The sequence below is a fragment of the Paenibacillus sp. GCM10023250 genome (assembly GCF_042653205.1).
Lineage (GTDB): Bacteria > Bacillota > Bacilli > Paenibacillales > Paenibacillaceae > Paenibacillus_Z.
In genome coordinates this window covers 73,058-89,798 of the sequence record NZ_JBHSHY010000002.1, presented here as the reverse complement: position 1 = coordinate 89,798, position 16,741 = coordinate 73,058, and the positions used below count along the sequence as shown (strand labels likewise).

19 protein-coding genes and 1 other annotated feature (1 of these 20 only partly in view) are annotated in these 16,741 nt (G+C 59.2%); all 19 genes read right to left on the bottom strand.

What is annotated here, in order from left to right:
- Positions 1-183 (bottom strand) — a binding site (T-box leader); it reaches 116 nt to the left of the window's first position.
- A 73-nt stretch (positions 184-256) separates the two neighbouring features.
- Positions 257-751 carry a DivIVA domain-containing protein gene (locus ACFPB1_RS03330; RefSeq protein ID WP_379221891.1) on the bottom strand — a complete coding sequence of 165 codons (495 nt, stop codon included), beginning with the start codon at positions 749-751 and terminating at the stop codon, positions 257-259.
- Between the two features lie 91 nt (positions 752-842).
- Positions 843-1,625 carry an RNA-binding protein gene (locus tag ACFPB1_RS03325; protein WP_379221889.1) on the bottom strand — a complete coding sequence of 261 codons (783 nt, stop codon included), beginning with the start codon at positions 1,623-1,625 and terminating at the stop codon, positions 843-845.
- On the bottom strand, positions 1,622-1,879 hold the full coding sequence (locus tag ACFPB1_RS03320) for a YggT family protein (protein WP_379222375.1): 258 nt from the start codon (positions 1,877-1,879) through the stop codon (positions 1,622-1,624). The genes ACFPB1_RS03325 and ACFPB1_RS03320 overlap by 4 nt, the downstream gene beginning before the upstream one ends.
- 16 nt (positions 1,880-1,895) lie before the next feature.
- Positions 1,896-2,348 (bottom strand): cell division protein SepF, encoded by a 453-nt coding sequence (locus ACFPB1_RS03315; protein ID WP_379222373.1) that lies wholly within the window; start codon positions 2,346-2,348, stop codon positions 1,896-1,898.
- A gap of 53 nt (positions 2,349-2,401) precedes the next feature.
- Positions 2,402-3,124, bottom strand: a complete 723-nt coding sequence (locus ACFPB1_RS03310) for a YggS family pyridoxal phosphate-dependent enzyme (RefSeq protein WP_379221887.1) — start codon at positions 3,122-3,124, stop codon at positions 2,402-2,404.
- Entirely contained in the window at positions 3,121-3,972 is an 852-nt protein-coding gene (pgeF, locus tag ACFPB1_RS03305) for a peptidoglycan editing factor PgeF (protein ID WP_379221885.1), read from the bottom strand. Before pgeF ends, ACFPB1_RS03310 begins: the two co-directional genes overlap by 4 nt.
- Positions 3,973-4,068: 96 nt before the next feature.
- Positions 4,069-4,344 (bottom strand): YlmC/YmxH family sporulation protein, encoded by a 276-nt coding sequence (locus tag ACFPB1_RS03300; RefSeq protein WP_379221883.1) that lies wholly within the window; start codon positions 4,342-4,344, stop codon positions 4,069-4,071.
- A 207-nt stretch (positions 4,345-4,551) separates the two neighbouring features.
- Positions 4,552-5,334 carry an RNA polymerase sporulation sigma factor SigG gene (sigG, locus tag ACFPB1_RS03295; protein WP_379221880.1) on the bottom strand — a complete coding sequence of 261 codons (783 nt, stop codon included), beginning with the start codon at positions 5,332-5,334 and terminating at the stop codon, positions 4,552-4,554.
- A gap of 178 nt (positions 5,335-5,512) precedes the next feature.
- A complete protein-coding gene (locus ACFPB1_RS03290) occupies positions 5,513-6,745 on the bottom strand; it encodes a hypothetical protein (protein WP_379221878.1) in 1,233 nt (410 codons plus the stop codon).
- Positions 6,746-6,756: 11 nt separating this feature from the next.
- Complete coding sequence (locus ACFPB1_RS03285) at positions 6,757-7,593, bottom strand: hypothetical protein (protein WP_379221876.1); 837 nt, start codon at positions 7,591-7,593, stop codon at positions 6,757-6,759.
- Positions 7,590-8,279 (bottom strand): ATP-binding cassette domain-containing protein, encoded by a 690-nt coding sequence (locus ACFPB1_RS03280; protein WP_379221874.1) that lies wholly within the window; start codon positions 8,277-8,279, stop codon positions 7,590-7,592. The genes ACFPB1_RS03285 and ACFPB1_RS03280 overlap by 4 nt, the downstream gene beginning before the upstream one ends.
- On the bottom strand, positions 8,272-8,673 hold the full coding sequence (locus ACFPB1_RS03275) for a GntR family transcriptional regulator (protein ID WP_379221872.1): 402 nt from the start codon (positions 8,671-8,673) through the stop codon (positions 8,272-8,274). The genes ACFPB1_RS03280 and ACFPB1_RS03275 overlap by 8 nt, the downstream gene beginning before the upstream one ends.
- A 193-nt stretch (positions 8,674-8,866) precedes the next feature.
- Positions 8,867-9,589: an RNA polymerase sporulation sigma factor SigE gene (sigE, locus tag ACFPB1_RS03270; RefSeq protein WP_090638315.1), complete on the bottom strand. Its 723-nt coding sequence runs from the start codon at positions 9,587-9,589 to the stop codon at positions 8,867-8,869.
- Complete coding sequence (gene spoIIGA / locus ACFPB1_RS03265; protein ID WP_379221870.1) at positions 9,568-10,593, bottom strand: sigma-E processing peptidase SpoIIGA; 1,026 nt, start codon at positions 10,591-10,593, stop codon at positions 9,568-9,570. The genes sigE and spoIIGA overlap by 22 nt, the downstream gene beginning before the upstream one ends.
- A 299-nt stretch (positions 10,594-10,892) precedes the next feature.
- On the bottom strand, positions 10,893-12,026 hold the full coding sequence (ftsZ, locus tag ACFPB1_RS03260) for a cell division protein FtsZ (RefSeq protein WP_379221868.1): 1,134 nt from the start codon (positions 12,024-12,026) through the stop codon (positions 10,893-10,895).
- 16 nt (positions 12,027-12,042) lie between these two features.
- Positions 12,043-13,284, bottom strand: a complete 1,242-nt coding sequence (gene ftsA, locus ACFPB1_RS03255) for a cell division protein FtsA (protein ID WP_379221865.1) — start codon at positions 13,282-13,284, stop codon at positions 12,043-12,045.
- Between the two features lie 232 nt (positions 13,285-13,516).
- A complete protein-coding gene (locus ACFPB1_RS03250) occupies positions 13,517-14,281 on the bottom strand; it encodes a cell division protein FtsQ/DivIB (RefSeq protein WP_379221864.1) in 765 nt (254 codons plus the stop codon).
- A 93-nt stretch (positions 14,282-14,374) separates the two neighbouring features.
- Complete coding sequence (gene murA, locus ACFPB1_RS03245; RefSeq protein ID WP_379221862.1) at positions 14,375-15,655, bottom strand: UDP-N-acetylglucosamine 1-carboxyvinyltransferase; 1,281 nt, start codon at positions 15,653-15,655, stop codon at positions 14,375-14,377.
- Between the two features lie 15 nt (positions 15,656-15,670).
- On the bottom strand, positions 15,671-16,576 hold the full coding sequence (gene murB, locus ACFPB1_RS03240; protein ID WP_379221860.1) for a UDP-N-acetylmuramate dehydrogenase: 906 nt from the start codon (positions 16,574-16,576) through the stop codon (positions 15,671-15,673).
- Positions 16,577-16,741: the final 165 nt, after the last annotated feature.

Here is a 16,741-nt window from a genome sequence, read left to right as displayed (position 1 = left end):
CTGCCATCCGCGTTCCGGGTAACGGCGGAAATCCGGCGGGACTTACTGCTTGCGGCCATGCGCAAGGTTCGGCGCCGCTTCTCGGAGAGGATCTTCGGCAATCGTCCGCACGCCGGCTTTCAGCAAGCGCCGGCTCTCTGGGGGAACGTTCGAATGCGTACTTGTTCTCGTCAACGAAATCGTCGTATAACTCGATTATTACCATATATACGCCATTCCGATACATTTGTCAAACGTCCGAAGCAAAAAATTCGTTCTAGCCGCGGCTGCTCTCGCTTGCGAGGGACGGCGGGCTGTCCAGCGTATCCCAGCCTTCTTGGGACAAGAGCTCGAGCTGCGCTTCCACCAGCGTCCGGAAACGGGCGCGGTAGATCGACGCCTGCTTCTTCAGCTCTTCCACTTCGAGCGCGACCTTGCGGGACTTGTTGAGCGAGTCGTTGATGATGCGATCCGCGTTCTTCTCCGCTTCCTTCACGATCAGCTGCGCTTCCTTCTTGGCGTTGTTGCGGACTTCGTCGGCGGCTTCCTGCGCCACGATGATCGTCTTGCTGAGCGTTTCTTCGATATTGGCGAAATGGTTCAATTTCTCTTGCAGCGCCAGCGCTTGATTCTGGATCTCTTTGTTTTCGCGAATCAGCGCTTCGTAGTCCTTGATGACCTGGTCGAGAAATTCGTTCACTTCGTCTTCGTCGTACCCGCGCAGACGTCTGCTAAATTCCTTATTATGTATGTCCAATGGCGTTAACGGCACCGGCGCACCTCCTGAATGTTTGCATGTTAAGGGCAAGATGCCCGATTGTACATTGTTCATTCGACAGGTGGAGCCAAATTCCTGCAAAGTCCTAGATAATTTTCCCGATTTTGACCCGGATCCGGCCTTTCTTGGTGACGCCTTCGACCTCTAGCACCTTGAAGCGTCCGAGCCCTTGCATCGAGACGACGTCGCCCGCCTTGAGCGGCGCGGACGGATCTTCCTCGACCTTCCAATTGACGCGGCATCGGCCGGCGCGGATCGGATCCACGATCTTACTCCGGCTGATGCGATGCACGTCGCTCGCGATGCCGTCCAGACGCAAAGAGGCCACCGACAGGTTCATCTCTTCCATGGCCGGTATGGCCGGACGCAGCCGCTCCAAGGGAAGAATGTCCGTTAGGACGTGAACGCGGTGGACTTGTCGCAAATGAATGTTGATATAGCCCGCAATCTCCTCGGCCACGAGGCAGTGGCAGCGGTCTTCATGAACATGCAGATCGCCGATCCTGTCCCGCTTGATGCCGAGGCCCAGCAGCGCGCCCAGATAATCGCCATGGTCCAGCTCCAAATGCCCCTGCGTGCCGCCGGTCACTTCGATCAGCGCGATATGGGCGGGCTCGTCGTCCAGCACCCGGTAGTCCGGCGCGAGGAGGGCTCGCTTCCGTTCGGCGCCTTCGTAGCCGCCGTCCATTCGCAGCTGCACGTCGGGATTGCGGTTGGCAAGCGACGCGAGAATGTCCGCCTGCCGCGGATCCAAGAAATCCGTGCGCTTCAGCTCGTGGCCGAACGCGGCGCGGTCGATCCATTCCGACGCGCGGTCCACGAACGGACGCTCGTCGGGATGGAAATGAACGTAAAGATCTGGCTTCATACAAACATATCCAGGATCGCGATCAGCCCGTAAGCCACGAAACGAAGCGCGAATAACGCGACGATCGGGGAAATGTCGATAACGCCGCCAATGGAGGGAATAAATCTGCGGAACGGCGACAAATACGGCTCGACCAGCTTGCCGAGCAGTTCGCCGATGAAGCTGTCGCGGACCCCCGGCAGCCAAGACAGCAGCACGTAGGCAATGATCATATACTGGTAAATCTGGGTAAGCGTCCAAATAATACTGGCCACGTCAGACAATTCAAGGTCACCTCATTTTATTGTAGTCTTGCTCTTCAGTCAGCATTTCCGAAATCGCACCTTGAATTTCGACCGTATCCGGCGTGCAAAGAAAAATATTAGGCCCCAGTTTGGAGATGCCGCCGTTCAGCGCGTAAATCGTGCCGCTCAGGAAATCGACGATGCGCACGGCCTGATCCGAGCGCACGCGCTGCAGATTGACGACGACCGAACGCCGCGAACGCAAATGGTCCGCGATATCCTGCGCCTCTTCGTAGGAGCGCGGTTCGTTCAATATGACGCGGACGTTCTTCTGCGAATGGATGCTGACGATATTATTGCCCTTCGAAGAAGCTTTACGTGCTTCGAAGGGAGAAGTTTCAACTTCTTGCTCGTCGTGCGATTCGACCCGCTCGCGCTGTACGACCTCTTCTTCCTCCTGAAGTCCGAGAAAACTCATGAACTTGTTCATCATGTCAATCGCCTTCCTTCGTATGTATTGGCTGCTCGCCGGCCGGACGGATCTCCGCGGCGTCAGCTCTTTCCTACCAATACGGTTCCGAGTCGGAGCCAGGTGGCCCCTTCCTCGACGGCAATTTCGAAATCTCCCGACATGCCCATCGACAGCCCGCGTACCGGATCCGCCAGCACGGAACTGCCGTTCAGTTCATCGCGCAATTCCCGGAGCCCCCGAAAGACGGGTCTCGCTTGTTCACCCTCCGCGTCCAGCGGCGCCATCGTCATCAGCCCGAGGGGCTTGATATGGCGGAGCGGCGCCAGCTCCTTCGCGAACGGCAGGAGCGCTTCCGGCGCCAGGCCGTGCTTGCTCTCCTCCCCCGATACGTTTACCTGCAGGAAGCAGGGAACGACGAGGCCTAGCTGCTCGGCCCGCCGTTCGATCGCTTGCGCGAGCGACAGCCGGTCGAGCGAATGGATGTATGTAAACTTCCCGATGACGTCCTTCACTTTGTTCGTTTGCAGCGACCCGATGAAATGCCAGACGGCTTGTCCGGCCGGTGCGTGCGCCCGGTCGGCGTCCCAGCCGCCGCCCGTGATGGCGTTCCACTTGGACGCCGCGTCCTGCCAGCGGTTCTCGCCCATGTGGACCAGCCCGTGCCGAAGAACCTCCTGCGTCCGTTCGACGTCCACGTATTTGGTCACCGCGATAACCTCGATGTCCGAACGGTCGCGGCCGCTTCTGGCGCAGGCCGCCTCCAGCCGCCGTTCGACCTCGTCAATGCGATCTGCTAATGTCACGCTTTCAATTCTCCTTCTGCCATGCCGATCCAACTGACCATTCTGCCCGTCGCGCCGCCCTCCACCCGATGGGAATAGAACAAATCCGTGGAGCAGCCGGTGCACCATTCTGAACATTCGATACGAGTCGGCAAAATTCCTGCTTTTATCATAATCTGTCGGTTCAATTCTTTCAAGTTTATCCGGGCCTTTCCGTTTTCGGTCGGCGCTACCAGTCCGTCGCTCCCCAGACCCAATCGCTCCATAAGGGGGATTACCCGGTCGAGCACGATTTCATTCACTTCGTAGCAGCACAGGCCGATCGACGGTCCGATCGCGGCTTCAACATCCGCGGGGACGCAGCCGAAATTCGCCGTCATCGCCTCGACCGTCCTGCGCGCGATCTCCAGCACCGTGCCCTTCCAGCCGGCATGCGCCAGCGCGACGACGCCCTTGACAGAGTCGAAAAAATAGAGCGGCACGCAATCCGCGTAAAACGATGTCAGCAGCACGCCGCGCGCGTCCGTGATCATGGCGTCGGCGTCGCCGACCGCCGTGCTCCGGCTCTCGCGCCCCTTGCCGCGGTCGTTCTTGCCGACGACGAGCACTCGGTCTCCGTGCACCTGCTCCGCGCAGGTCCACGCTTCGAACGGCCAGCCGATCGCCTCGGCCAGCCTGCTGCGGTTCGCGACGACGTCGGCGTCGGCGTCGCCGACGTGCAGGCCGCAGTTCAGCGACGTCCAGGGCTCCGCGCTGACTCCGCCCTCCCGGCCCGTGAATCCGGCCGTGACGCCGGTGTACCGCTCGCTCCAATGCGGCAATAAAAAAAGCGAAGGACCCTTCGCCTCGCGCTTCACAAATGGTTCCATCGTTTGGCTTCACCTCTGCCTTAGTGTACCATGCGGCCGCCCTCCGCGCGAGCGCCGGCGCGCCCGCCCGGATGCGCGATCCTCCGCTGCCCGCCTTCAGCGGACCCCGACGTCGTCTTCCTCCGTCCGGTAGACCTTCGCGTCGTCGATGCGCACGAGCACGACGTCCGTGCCGATCTTCACGATGTTGCGCCACGGGATGATGACGTCCGTGCCGTTGCCGAACATGCCGAAGAATCGAGAATAGCTCGGCACGACGATGGAATCGATCCGCCCCTGGCGCAGATCCAGCTCCAAGTCGCTGATCTGCCCGAGCTTGCGCCCGTCTACGATATTGATAACGTCCTTTGTTTGAAAATCGGATATTTTCATCTTCCGTTCACCACGCTTCCCGCAGGACTGATGCCAAACAGGCCTATGCTTTCAGTATATGTGCCCGCCCGGCAAAATGTCCTGCTTGGCAGGAAATATCGCGCCGCGGCGTCGTAATAGGATAGAGCGCCGCTGTCAAGCCTTCCAGCCCGGCTCCATAAAAAAAACGGCGCGGGGGCGCCGTTGTCGTGTGCGATTGGAAAAAGCTCAGGTTTTGACGTGCTTTTGCATTTGCTGGATGGCCGATTTCTCGAGCCGGGAGACTTGCGCTTGCGAAATGCCGATTTCGTCGGCGACTTCCATTTGGGTCTTGCCTTCGAAGAAGCGCATCGAGAGAATCATCTTCTCGCGTTCGTTCAGTTTGTGCATCGCTTCCCGGAGGGCGATTTCCTCGATCCAGGAGACGTCCTTGTTCTTATCGTCGCTGATTTGGTCCATGACGTAGATCGGATCTCCGCCGTCGTGATAGATCGGTTCGAACAGCGATACCGGGTCTTGGATGGCATCGAGCGCGAACACGACGTCTTCTTTGGGAACGTTCAGCGCCTCGGAAATTTCGAATATCGTCGGTTCCCGCGAATTTTTGTTCGTCAGGGTGTCCCGGACCTGCAGCGCCTTGTACGCGATGTCCCGCAAGCTGCGCGACACGCGGATGGGATTGTTATCCCGGAGGTAGCGGCGTATCTCGCCGATGATCATCGGAACCGCGTACGTCGAAAACTTCACGTTCTGGCTGAGATCGAAATTGTCGATTGCTTTCATGAGGCCGATGCAGCCGACTTGGAAGAGATCGTCGACGAATTCCCCGCGGTTGTTGAACCGTTGTATCACGCTGAGCACAAGCCTCAAATTGCCATTGACTAATTTCTCTCTGGCTGCCCATTCGTTTTGCGTTTGCAATGCCGTGAAAAGCTCGCGCATTTCGGCATTCGTGAGGACAGGCAGTTTAGCGGTATCCACTCCACAGATCTCGACTTTATTTCGGGTCAACGTGATTACCTCCCAAGGAGAAACATTAATGTTCAGTATCTCCCCGGACCCCCAATTTATTCCCCCGCGAAACAGAAGAAGAAGCCCGTCCCGACCAGCATAAACCGGATAAAAAAACAAGCCCCCGGCGGGCTGCCGGAGGCTTGCGCAAACCGCGCCGAACGAAGTCTGGGGCGCGTCAGGATTCGAGGCCGAAGCTGTACAGCGTCATCGGCTGGAGCAGCTCCCGCTGCCGCTCGGGCGTGCCGTCGACAGTCAGCTTGCCCCTGTACGTCACCTTCCCGTCGGCGAGGTTGACGACTAGAATCTCGCCGTCCGCGTTCACGCGGTTCAGCACGTAGAGCCGGCCGCCGTAGATGAAGCGCTGCATGGACGAATTCGCGGCTGCCAGGTCGAGTGGAACGTCGTACGTCTCGCCCCGTTCGTTGCTCGCCAAGTCGTCGCTGCGCAGCGTCAGCTTGCCGGCCGCCTTCTTGATCGTGATCAGCTTGCCGCCGGACAGCATGCGGGCCGTGTTCGCTTCGTCCCCGCCCTCCGCGGGAACCGGCGTCAGCTTGCCCGTCTTGTAATCGAGCACGAGGACCTGCGAAGCGAGCGTACGCTCCGTATACGTGCCGTCCTTGTCTTTCCCTGCTTGAACGTTACTTCCGGACAAGAGCGCGTAGCCGGAGGGTGAGGCGGCGCCCTCGCTCGTAGCGTGGATCGCATACTGCTCCCGCTTGCCGGCGCCTTGGTCGGCATCCGCGGCGACCGTCATGTCGCCGGCGATGCCTTCATTGTCCAGATCGACCGTGAGCAGATGAATTTCCGTCATCATGCCGAGTTGGCCGAACCCCCTGTCTTTCGACAGCTGAACCAGCAGCTTCGCCTGGCCGTCGAGCATTTGCACGTCGTAGACGTACAGGTACGAATATTGCTGCTTGCCCGGCATGATCGCGTCGAAATGCGTTTTCTTGCCGGTCTTCAGATCCAGCGCGGCGACCGCGATCGAATAGTCGCTCAAGCCCGAAGCGGGATTCGTCTCCTTGGGCCTCGCATCCGCGTAGATGATCGCCTCGTCGCCTGCGTAGAAACCGTTCGTGCTGAGTTTGCCCCGCATGAAGCCGCGGTGCTCCTTCTTCAGCCGGACCAGATCTGGGCTGTTATCGGTGAAATCATTGTCCAGCTGCGCCAGAAACGACCGCCGTTCATTGTAAACCGAACCGTTCGTGCCGATCTCGACCCGGTGATACTTCTCGTCGCCGATCCGGGTATCGGCCTTCAGGATCAGCTTCGCCGCTTCCTTCGGATCGCCCGCAACGGTCTCGATGCGGAAATCCGGCATGTCCCGCGTGGCGGCGCCGACGTAGTACGTCCCGATGCTCGCAGCGACGAACACCGGAAGCGCGATGGATAACCAATATCTTCTCATGGATACGCCCCCTATACCGAAACCTTCTTGGTGATGAGATGCAGTCCGAGCCACACCGTAACCGCGGCGACGATCGCGAGCAGAACGAGCTCGATGCCGTAAAACTCCACCGGATACAAGTACGTGTCGATCCTGCTGCCGAGCACGAGGTAGGGCAGCAACAGAAAGAGGCACGCGCCGGCGACGTACAGGACCGCCGCGGCCAAGCCTTTCAACCGGTAGCTGCGCTCCAGCAGCACTGCCGTGAAGCACACGAGCACGGCGACGGCGCCGATGCCGTATAGGAACAGAAAATCCGTGAACGTCCCCGGGATGAACAGCGTCAGCGAAGCTCCGCGCACGATGTCGAACACCCCGGAGGGCTCGAACAGCGCCGTACCTCCGACGGATACGAACAAGCGGTTCTCGAGCGGCAGCAGCGCGAGCTGCAGGCCGACGAGCGCGAGCACGAACAGCAAAATGGCCGTCAGCTTGGCGAAGTAGATGTTGCGGCGCGCGGTCGGCAGCATGAGGAGGCGATAGACGAAGACGTTTTTGCCGTACCATTCTTTATACCAGATCATGAAGACGTAGAGCGCGAGGATGCCGGCGCACAGCGCGATCGGCCCGTAGATCCACATGCCAGTCTGAGTGAGGGCGTCGAGGAACGAATATTTGCCGTTCGCCTGCACGAACGCGCCCAGCGTGCTGTTGCTCGTACGAATGTGATAATCCACTTCATTGCTGTAATGGTTCGCTTCGCGGATTATCCCCGCACACTGGACGATCGCCGTCAGCGCGGCCATCCCCGCCAGCAGTTTCCAAAACCGCATCATTTCCCAATGGACGAGCTTCAAATACCGATTCATCCGCTATACACCTCTCTCATCACGTCCATGACGGACTTTCCTTCCTCCTGCCGAACGGTTTCGGCATCGAACTCCCGGCGCACGACGCCGTCCTCGAGCAGGACGACCTTGTCGATCAGATGCTCGATGTCGTTGATCTCGTGCGTCGTGATGATGACGCCGCGGTCCTCGATCAAGTGGCTCGTGAACACGGCCGCGATCTGCTCCCGGCTGAACATGTCGATGCCGGAAAACGGCTCGTCCATCAGCACGTAATCGACGTCGAGCGCCAGGCCGAGCAGCAGGTTGAGCTTGGCGGCGTTGCCCTTCGACAGCTCGCCGACCCGGTCGCGGCCGTTCAGTCTGAAGAAGCCCTTAAGCTCCTCGGCGCGCTTCGCGTTCCAGCTGGCGTAATAATCCGCCATGAACCGCATGCAGCTGTCGACCGTCATGCCGGGCGGCATCATGATGGCATCAGGGATGAACGTGATCCGTTCGTACAGGCGGCTCGAGACCGGCTGCCCGTCGATCCGGATCATTCCATCGGATACCGGCGTCAAGCCCATGATCGCCTTCAGCACCGTCGATTTGCCGACGCCGTTAATGCCGATCAGGCAGGTGATCTGCCCCTTCTCCGCCGTGAAGGACACGTCCTTCAGCACGTGCTTGCGGCCGAACCGCTTGCGGATGCTCCTGACCTCAATCATGCGCGTTTCCCTCCCCGTCTTGCTTCGCGTAGCTGTCCTCGACCCGGAGCTTGACGATCGCAAGCAGCTCGTCGACCGGAACGCGAATGTTCTGGATGGAAGCGACGAACGCGTCGACCGCATCCGCGATGAGCTCGCCTCTTATCGACCGCAGCACCCGTTCGTCCGACGTGATGCGGCTCGGGGAATTTCCTTCCGTAACGATCAAGCCTTGTTCCTCCATTTCCTTGTACGCCTTCTGCGCCGTATTGGGGTTGATCCGCAGCGTGCCCGCCAGCTCCCTGCGCGAGGGAATGACCTGCCCGCTCGCCAGGCGGCCCGTCGCGATTTCTTCCTTGAAATACCGGACCACCTGCATGTAGACGGGGTCGCGGTTATTGAACTTCACTTCCAACGGTTGATCCCCCCTTGCCGCTCGTAACTTTCCTGATATTGGTGTGTGTACTATGTAGTTCATACACTCTATGTGTACTATACCCGTAATACACCAAACCGTCAATCCTCCCGCTGTAGATTTTATCCTCTTGTACGAAAAAACGCCCGCAGCTCCCGTCAATCCGGGACTGCGGGCGTTCGCCGATCGCCGATTAGACCATTTTGTTGAACTCCTTGCGGAGCCGCTTGATGATGCGTTTCTCCAGGCGGGAGATGTACGACTGGGAGATGCCGAGCAGATCGGCGACGTCCTTCTGCGTCTTCTCCTCCCCGTCCGCCAAGCCGAACCGCAGCTCCATGATGATCCGTTCCCGCTCGGTCAGCTTGTCGAGCGCCTTGTGCAGCAGCTTGCGGTCCACCTGCTCCTCGATGTTCCGATAGATCGTGTCGTTCTCAGTGCCGAGGACGTCCGAGAGCAGCAGCTCGTTGCCGTCCCAGTCGATGTTCAACGGCTCGTCGAACGATACTTCCGTACGCGTCTTGCTGTTGCGCCGAAGGTACATGAGAATTTCGTTCTCGATGCACCGCGAGGCGTAGGTCGCCAGCTTGATTTTCTTCTCCGGGTCGAATGTATTGACCGCTTTGATGAGGCCGATGGCCCCGATGGACACCAGGTCCTCGATATGGATGCCGGTATTCTCGAATTTCCGGGCGATGTAGACGACGAGCCGCAGGTTGCGTTCGATGAGCATGGCCCGGATGGCGGAATCCCCGGAGGGCAGCTTCTCGAGCAAATATTCTTCTTCTTCGCGGGTGAGCGGCGGCGGCAGCGCCTCACTTCCGCCGATATAATAAATTTCCTCACTCTTCAGGCCGAATAAAAACAAAACGCGATAATAATATAACTGCAGGATTAATTTCCATTTGACGAGCATGCTGCTCCATCCCTTCCCGAAGTACTGTGAATTGAATCGGTCGTGACGGTACGATCTTGAAGAAGTGACGGATGGATAATCGCCCTGTACGTTCCGTCGGCCACGAGCTTGCCGGCATCTAAGCCGATCAGAACTTTTTTGGACTGAAACACGTCCCCTTCCCGCTCCACGATGACCAGATCCGGCTTGATCGCCAGCATAAACTGCGCCCCGCGATTCACGCCCCGGTAAGGCACGAGCCGCAGCCGATCCTGCCACGCGAAAGGCTCATGCTCCGTCATGCCCGCGACGAGCTGATCTACCTTCGCTTCCCGGATATGCCGAAGCCAGGAGGCCGGAAGCGCATCCTGCCAAATCGAGGCTTCCATGACCATGACCGGCGTGCGGGTCAGCGGTTCGTAAAGCTGATTGCCCGTATCGATCAGGCCCACACAGCGATGCTCCAGGTCGTCGATTCTCACCCTCACCTCCGCGAGATGGGTTGTGACCAATGCGCGTTCCCGACGCTGCGTCAATACCGAACGGTAAATATAATAGCCGACCACCACGATGCACAGGACAAAGACCATCGTCGTGCTCAGCATGAAACTGGGTTTGCCATTCACGTACACGACGGTCTTCCACAGCCGGTTCGAGCTGTTCATGAACAAATAGTGGAAGCCGAGCACCGCGCCGGCAGCCGCGAAATTGACGCCGTAGAACGCGCCGATTAGACGGACGAAATGCTGAACGCTTCCAAAGCCGAAGGCGATCAGCAGCATCGCCACGGACAGCAGAAGCTTGACGACGATCGTAAACAGAAACGACAGCGGCGGAAACACGATCATGACGGCATACAAGGAACCGACGCCGGCGGCGAGCAGCACCCGCCACCAGTTGGCCCGGATGCTTCGCACCCAGGCCGTCAGCAGCAAATTGGAACCGTCGATCAACAGGTTCACCAGAAACAAGACGTCGATATAAACGGCATCCAGCGCGTTCACCTTCCTGCTGCAGATCCCCATGCCCGTTCCTCAAAACCTTTCGCGCGGCGCCACGGGGCGGGCGGCGTGCCCCGAAGATCGCTTCGAGGCGGCGTCCCGCCCGCTCCCCGCAGGTTCTCGCGAGGTTTTAGCGAGGAAGAGCGGCTTGTGTCTAGTATAGTTAAATGCTATTACAATGTCTGTCTAATCATGCCGTCAGGAGCGATCTTTTTTTGTCGACCCCCACCGCGCCGAACCGCCTCGCAAGCGGGCCGGACCTTGTCTCGTTCTAGCAAAAAAGCCGCTTTCCGTAGAACGGAAAGCGGCTTAAGAGCTGACGATTAACGATCGTTGTTGCGGCGGTTGCGCAAGAATGCGGGAATATCGAGCTGGTCGCTCGAAGTCGGCGTGCCGAACGGCTTCGGGCCGCTGCCCGCTGCCGGCTGGCGCGGCGCTTCGGCGGCCGCGGCGGTCTCGGCGTGCTGCTGGCCGGCGTTCGGACGGCGAAGCGGCGCGCTGGCGCGATGCTCGAAGCCGGTCGCAATAACTGTCACTTTGATTTCTTCCTTCAGGTTTTCGTCGATGCTCGCGCCGAAGATCATGTTCACGTCCGGGTCGGAGGCCGAAATGACGATCTCCGCCGCTTCGTTGACTTCGTACAGCGACAGGTTCGAGCCGCCCGTGATGTTCATGATGATGCCGCGCGCGCCGTCGATCGACGTTTCCAGCAATGGGCTTTGGATCGCCTTGCGCGCCGCTTCCGCCGCGCGGTTCTCGCCGGTCGCGTTGCCGATCCCCATCAGCGCTGAGCCGCGCTCCGTCATGATCGTCTTCACGTCCGCGAAGTCGAGGTTGATCAGGCCCGGTACGGCGATCAGGTCGGAGATGCCCTGTACCGCTTGCTTGAGGACGTTGTCCGCTTCGCGGAACGCTTCGAGCATCGGCGTTTTCTTGTCGACGATTTCGAGCAGCCGGTCGTTCGGAATCACGATCAGCGTATCGACCTTTTCCTTCAGCGCTTCGATGCCGAGCTCGGCTTGTCCGGAGCGCTTGCGGCCTTCGAAGGTGAACGGCCGCGTGACGACGCCTACGGTCAGCGCGCCGCATTCGCGCGCGATCTCCGCGATGACCGGAGCCGCGCCCGTGCCGGTGCCGCCGCCCATGCCCGCGGTCACGAACACCATGTCCGCGCCCTTGAGCGTGTTCATGACGGTCTCGCGGGATTCTTCCGCGGCTTTCTTCCCGACTTCGGGATTCGCGCCCGCGCCGAGGCCGCGCGTCAGCTTGTCGCCGATCTGCAGCTTCTGTTCGGCCTTCGCCATATGCAGCGCTTGGGCGTCCGTGTTCACCGTAATAAACTCGACGCCTCTCACGCCGTTCTCAATCATCCGGTTGACCGCGTTGCTGCCGCCGCCGCCGACGCCGATGACTTTGATTTGAGCCATTTGTTCCATCTCGAAATCAAATTCCAACATGCTGTTGTTCCCCCGATCAAATAAATTCGCTAAACATATTTTTCAAACGCTCGAAAATGCCGGGCTTCGAGGGAGTGTTGGCTGCGCTTGCCTTCTTGCTCGCGCTCTTCTTCGGCGCGGCTGCGGGGCGGCCCCTCATATACTTCGACACGTATTGGATCATGCCGACCCCGCTCGTGAACGCCGGATCGCGGACGCCGATGTAATCCGGCACGGCGATGCGGACGCTCGCTTCCAGCTCGTGCTGGGCGAGCGGCAGCGTGCCGGCCATGGTCACGCTGCCGCCGGTCAGCACGTAGCCGTTGACCTTCTCGCCGTAACCCATACGCCGGACTTCCTGCCGGATCAAGTGAAAGATCTCCTGCATCCGCGGTTCGATGATGTTGGCCAGGTCGACTTGGGAAAATTCCTTCTCCACGTTGCTGCCCATGCGCATGACCTTGAACTTCTGGTCCTCCGCGGCATCGTCCACCAGCGCGCAGCCGAACTTCTGCTTGATCTTCTCCGCTTGCTCCGTCTGGGTCCGCAAACCGTATGAAATATCGCTGGTCACATATTCGCCGCCGACCGGCAGCGTGGACGTCGCGACGATGCTTCCTTGTTCGAAAACGGCGATCGTGCTGGAACCCGCGCCGATATCCGCAAGCACGGTGCCCATCATTTTCTCGTCTTTGGTCAAGGACATTTGGCCGGACGCCAGCGACATCAGGATGATGCCGGCAATCCGCAAATTGGCTTTCTCCACGCACCGGACCAAGTTATGTATGGCCGTCTTCGCTCCGGTAACGACGGTCGCTTCCACTTCCAACCGGACGCCGATCATGCCTCGCGGGTCCGATATGCCTTCAAGCCCGTCCACCAAAAACTGCTTCGGCACCAGGTTGATGATTTCGCGATCGGGAGGCACGGCGACGACTTTGGCCGCTTGCAGGACGCGATCGATGTCGTCTTCGCCGATTTCGCGGTCTTCGTTCGAGATCGCGACGACGCCGTGATTCGTCTGCAGGCCGATATGGTTGCCCTGAATCCCTACATATACATCGGATATTTGAATATCGACCATTCGCTCAGCATGGTCCACCGCGCTGCGGATCGATGCGACGGTCTGGTCGATGTCGACGATAGCCCCTTTGCGAATACCTTCCGAGTCGGCAGATCCAACTCCAATAATATTAATGACGCCGTTATTAACTTCGCCAATAATAGCCCGAACCTTGGATGTACCGATGTCCAAACTCACGATGATGTCATTGCTCAAACTCTGGCACCTCCGTTTCAACGTTAATAAGGTACAATGATATGCCGTGCCTCTGCATGCATTTCTTCTTATTCAACGCAGTGCTCATTATCCCTCTTTTTTCTACAATTTTTTCACCGTTTTCATTATGCAGACGGTGCGTCGTTACGCAGATCCGGAGTCATCCCTTAAGAAAAAAAAAGCTAAAAGGGCAAATAAATCTACATAAATAAAATTCTATCATTCTTTGGAGCTATTGAGTAGTCTCTTTTTGCGTAGTGGCGGGATTTTCCGGCTCCTCGGGAACGAACGGCGCGTATTTGTCCGCGAGCAGCAGCGTGATGATTCCCGGCGGCTGGATTTCGATGACGGCGTTCATCGTCGCGATCTTATCCTGCAGCAGCGAGACCGCCGTTATGACCTCGAAGCGCGTCCGGGTATAAATTTTGATCCGGTCCGGGTAGGACGTCGACGGCGCGGGGATGATCTCGGAAAAATCCGAGAGCGACTGCTCCGGAATCGCCGCCAGCGCCTTGCACAGCGCCGTGAGTACGGGATCGCCGGCTTTCCAGCCCGAAAGGATCGGCTTGTCCACCACCAGGTCGGATCCGGACGGAACTGATGTCCCGTTCGCCAAGACCGCCGCCATTTCGCCTTTTTTCGACAACGAGTAGGCGACGGTTGCGTATTCTTGAACCCGTATCGTGATGCCGCCTGGGAACGATTTGGCGACGGCGACGTTCTTCACCGGCTTCAGAGCGCGGACTCTCGCCTCGATCTTGCCGGCCGGCGTGCCGAAGAACGAATCGCCCGCGGCGATGCCCGCCGCCTTGCGGATATCCGCCGCCTGCAGCACCTTCTGGCCTTCGACGGTCACGGTCGACACCTTGCTGATGGAGGAATTGAAGAACAGCACGCCCAGCAGCACGATAAAGAGCAGCACGAGCACCGCCAGTAGCTTCTTGCCGCCTCTGCGCCGCTTGACAGGTTCCCGCAGAACGGGCATCTTCTCTTGCATGGCTTGTCCCCTATTCGTATAAACGCAAACGGCATCCCGCCGCTTGGTGGCTGGAGCCGTTCACGCGTTTTCTATCTTGAGCCGCACGCGTCCTTAAGGGACGACCGTATTGTTGGGTACGGGGGAATAGCGGGTAATTCTGGCGCCTAGCCGGCCGAGCATCTGCTCGATGCGGTCGTAGCCGCGGTCGATATGGTGCACCTGCTCGACGACGGTCTTGCCTTGCGCCGCAAGCCCCGCGATGACGAGCGCCGCGCCTGCGCGCAGATCCGTCGCTTCCACCGTCGCGCCGTACAGCCTGGAAACACCGCGAATGAACGCGGAGCTCAGGTCGACGCGAATGTCTGCGCCCATGCGGGCGAGTTCGTCCACGTGCTTGAACCTGCCTTCGAAGATCGTTTCCTTCATGACGCTGACGCCGTCGGCGAGCGCGAGCAGGACCATGACCTGCGACTGCAGATCGGTCGGAAACGCCGGGTACGGCGAGGTGACGATGCGGTCGATCGCTTTAGGCCGCGAGGCGCTGCCTACTTTGATTATATCACCGTCAACCGCTATTTGAACACCAGTGCGGCGGAGCACATGGATGAGAGAGGTCAGATGCGAAGGGCAAGTATTGAGCAGCGTCACCTGTCCGCGCGTAGCGGCGGCCGCGACCATGACGGTACCCGTCACGATCCGGTCCGGAATGACCTGATAAGCGCACGGCGCGAGCTTCTCTACCCCTTCGACGGTAATCGTATCGGTGCCGGCGCCGATGATCTTGGCGCCCATCCGGTTCAGGAAGTGCTGCAAATCTTGAATCTCCGGCTCCCGTGCGGCGTTGCTGATCGTCGTCAGCCCTTCCGCCAGGACCGCGGCCATCATGATGTTTTCCGTGGCGCCGACGCTCGGGAAATCCAGGTGGATCTCCGCGCCCTTCAGCTTTTTCGCGTAGCAGACGATCCGGCTTCCGTCCTCTTCGATTTCCGCGCCGAGCGCCTGCAGGCCGCTTAAATGCAAATCGATTTTCCGTTCGCCGATCGCGCATCCGCCCGGCTGATAAATCGTGACTTCGCCGAACCTGGCCAACAGCGGCCCCATCAGGAAGATGGACGAACGCATCTGGCGCATGAGCGCTTCGGGGATATGGGACGAATGCAGGCCGGTCGTGTCGAGCCGCACGGTTTGATCGTCGTGCTCCGCCCGGCAGCCGAGCTCCCGCAATATGCCCAGCATGACGTCGATGTCCAGCAATCTGGGCACCTGATCGATCGTCACTTCTCCTTCGACCAGCAAGCTGGCAGCTAAAATCGGCAAAGCGGCATTTTTAGCGCCTTGGATAACAATGGTTCCTGAGAGAGGTTTCCCGCCTTCAATCACCAATTTGTCCAACTTATCACCTCCGAATTACCGCTCACCCACGACCAGTACTTCGGCTATCAGCTCGATTCCGTATTTATCGCGAATAGTGCTTCGTATGGTCGTCATCAGGGTGAGGACATCTTCAGCTGTCGCTTGCCCGGTGTTGACAATGAAATTGGCGTGCTGCGTGGAGACTTCCGCCCCGCCTTGCCGCAATCCTTTGAGTCCCGCCTCTTGGATGAGCCTGGCGGCATAATCGTTCGGCGGATTCCGGAATACGCTCCCTGCGCTCGGCAGTTGGAGCGGCTGGGTCAGGAGGCGCCGCTGTTTATTCTCGGCCATCGCTTGCGCGATCGCCTTGCGGTCCCCTTCCTCCAGCTGGAATACCGCGCCGGTCACGATGCCAGGCCGTTCGTGCAGACAGGAATGCCGATAGGAAAACGCCATGTCCTCTGCCCCGAAGCGAACCAATTCCCCTGTTTCCAGCACAATGTCAGCTGATTTGAATATACGTGACACATCAGACCCTAGGGCGCCTGCGTTCATATAGACGGCTCCGCCGACCGAACCCGGAATTCCCCCCGCGAATTCCAGTCCCGTCAATCCTTCCTTGCCGGCCAGCACCGACAGCTTCACGAAGGAACATGCGGCGCCCGCGTACGCGAGCGTTCCGTCGAATCGCGCATAATCGAATCCTTCGCCCGGTTGAATGACGACGCCCCGGATGCCTTTGTCGCTGACGAGCATGTTGGAACCGCGTCCGAGATTGGTCCACTTCAGGCCGTGCCGATGCAGCAACCGGACCGCCGCCACCAGCTGGTCCTGGGTGTGCGGAATGATCAGCACGTCCGCCGGGCCGCCGATTTTCCACGTGGTATACGCGGCCAGCGGCTCGTTATACATGACGCTACCCGCGTCGATCGTTTGCAAATCCGCCAAAAACTGCTCCATCTGTCGAACCTCCTTCTGCTGCAAGCGATTGAAACCTCCAAGCGTTCGCCCTTTCCTCCGGGCGGCCGTTGCCCTGCTCGCCGCCGCGCGCTTAGCGTGGCGTGAGCGGGGCGCATGCCCTCCGGATGACGGTCACGATTATGCAGTATACTATGCCTTTCCGCA

Excerpts from the sequence above, each read along its gene's own strand:
- ACFPB1_RS03325 (WP_379221889.1), bottom strand. The coding sequence starts at position 1,625 with ATGAAGCCAGATCTTTACGTTCATTTCCATCCCGACGAGCGTCCGTTC.
- pgeF (WP_379221885.1), bottom strand. The coding sequence starts at position 3,972 with ATGGAACCATTTGTGAAGCGCGAGGCGAAGGGTCCTTCGCTTTTTTTA.
- ACFPB1_RS03300 (WP_379221883.1), bottom strand. The coding sequence starts at position 4,344 with ATGAAAATATCCGATTTTCAAACAAAGGACGTTATCAATATCGTAGAC.
- ACFPB1_RS03290 (WP_379221878.1), bottom strand. The coding sequence starts at position 6,745 with ATGAGAAGATATTGGTTATCCATCGCGCTTCCGGTGTTCGTCGCTGCG.
- ACFPB1_RS03285 (WP_379221876.1), bottom strand. The coding sequence starts at position 7,593 with ATGAATCGGTATTTGAAGCTCGTCCATTGGGAAATGATGCGGTTTTGG.
- ACFPB1_RS03280 (WP_379221874.1), bottom strand. The coding sequence starts at position 8,279 with ATGATTGAGGTCAGGAGCATCCGCAAGCGGTTCGGCCGCAAGCACGTG.
- sigE (WP_090638315.1), bottom strand. The coding sequence starts at position 9,589 with ATGCTCGTCAAATGGAAATTAATCCTGCAGTTATATTATTATCGCGTT.
- spoIIGA (WP_379221870.1), bottom strand. The coding sequence starts at position 10,593 with ATGGGGATCTGCAGCAGGAAGGTGAACGCGCTGGATGCCGTTTATATC.
- ftsZ (WP_379221868.1), bottom strand. The coding sequence starts at position 12,026 with ATGTTGGAATTTGATTTCGAGATGGAACAAATGGCTCAAATCAAAGTC.
- ACFPB1_RS03250 (WP_379221864.1), bottom strand. The coding sequence starts at position 14,281 with ATGCAAGAGAAGATGCCCGTTCTGCGGGAACCTGTCAAGCGGCGCAGA.
- murB (WP_379221860.1), bottom strand. The coding sequence starts at position 16,576 with ATGGAGCAGTTTTTGGCGGATTTGCAAACGATCGACGCGGGTAGCGTC.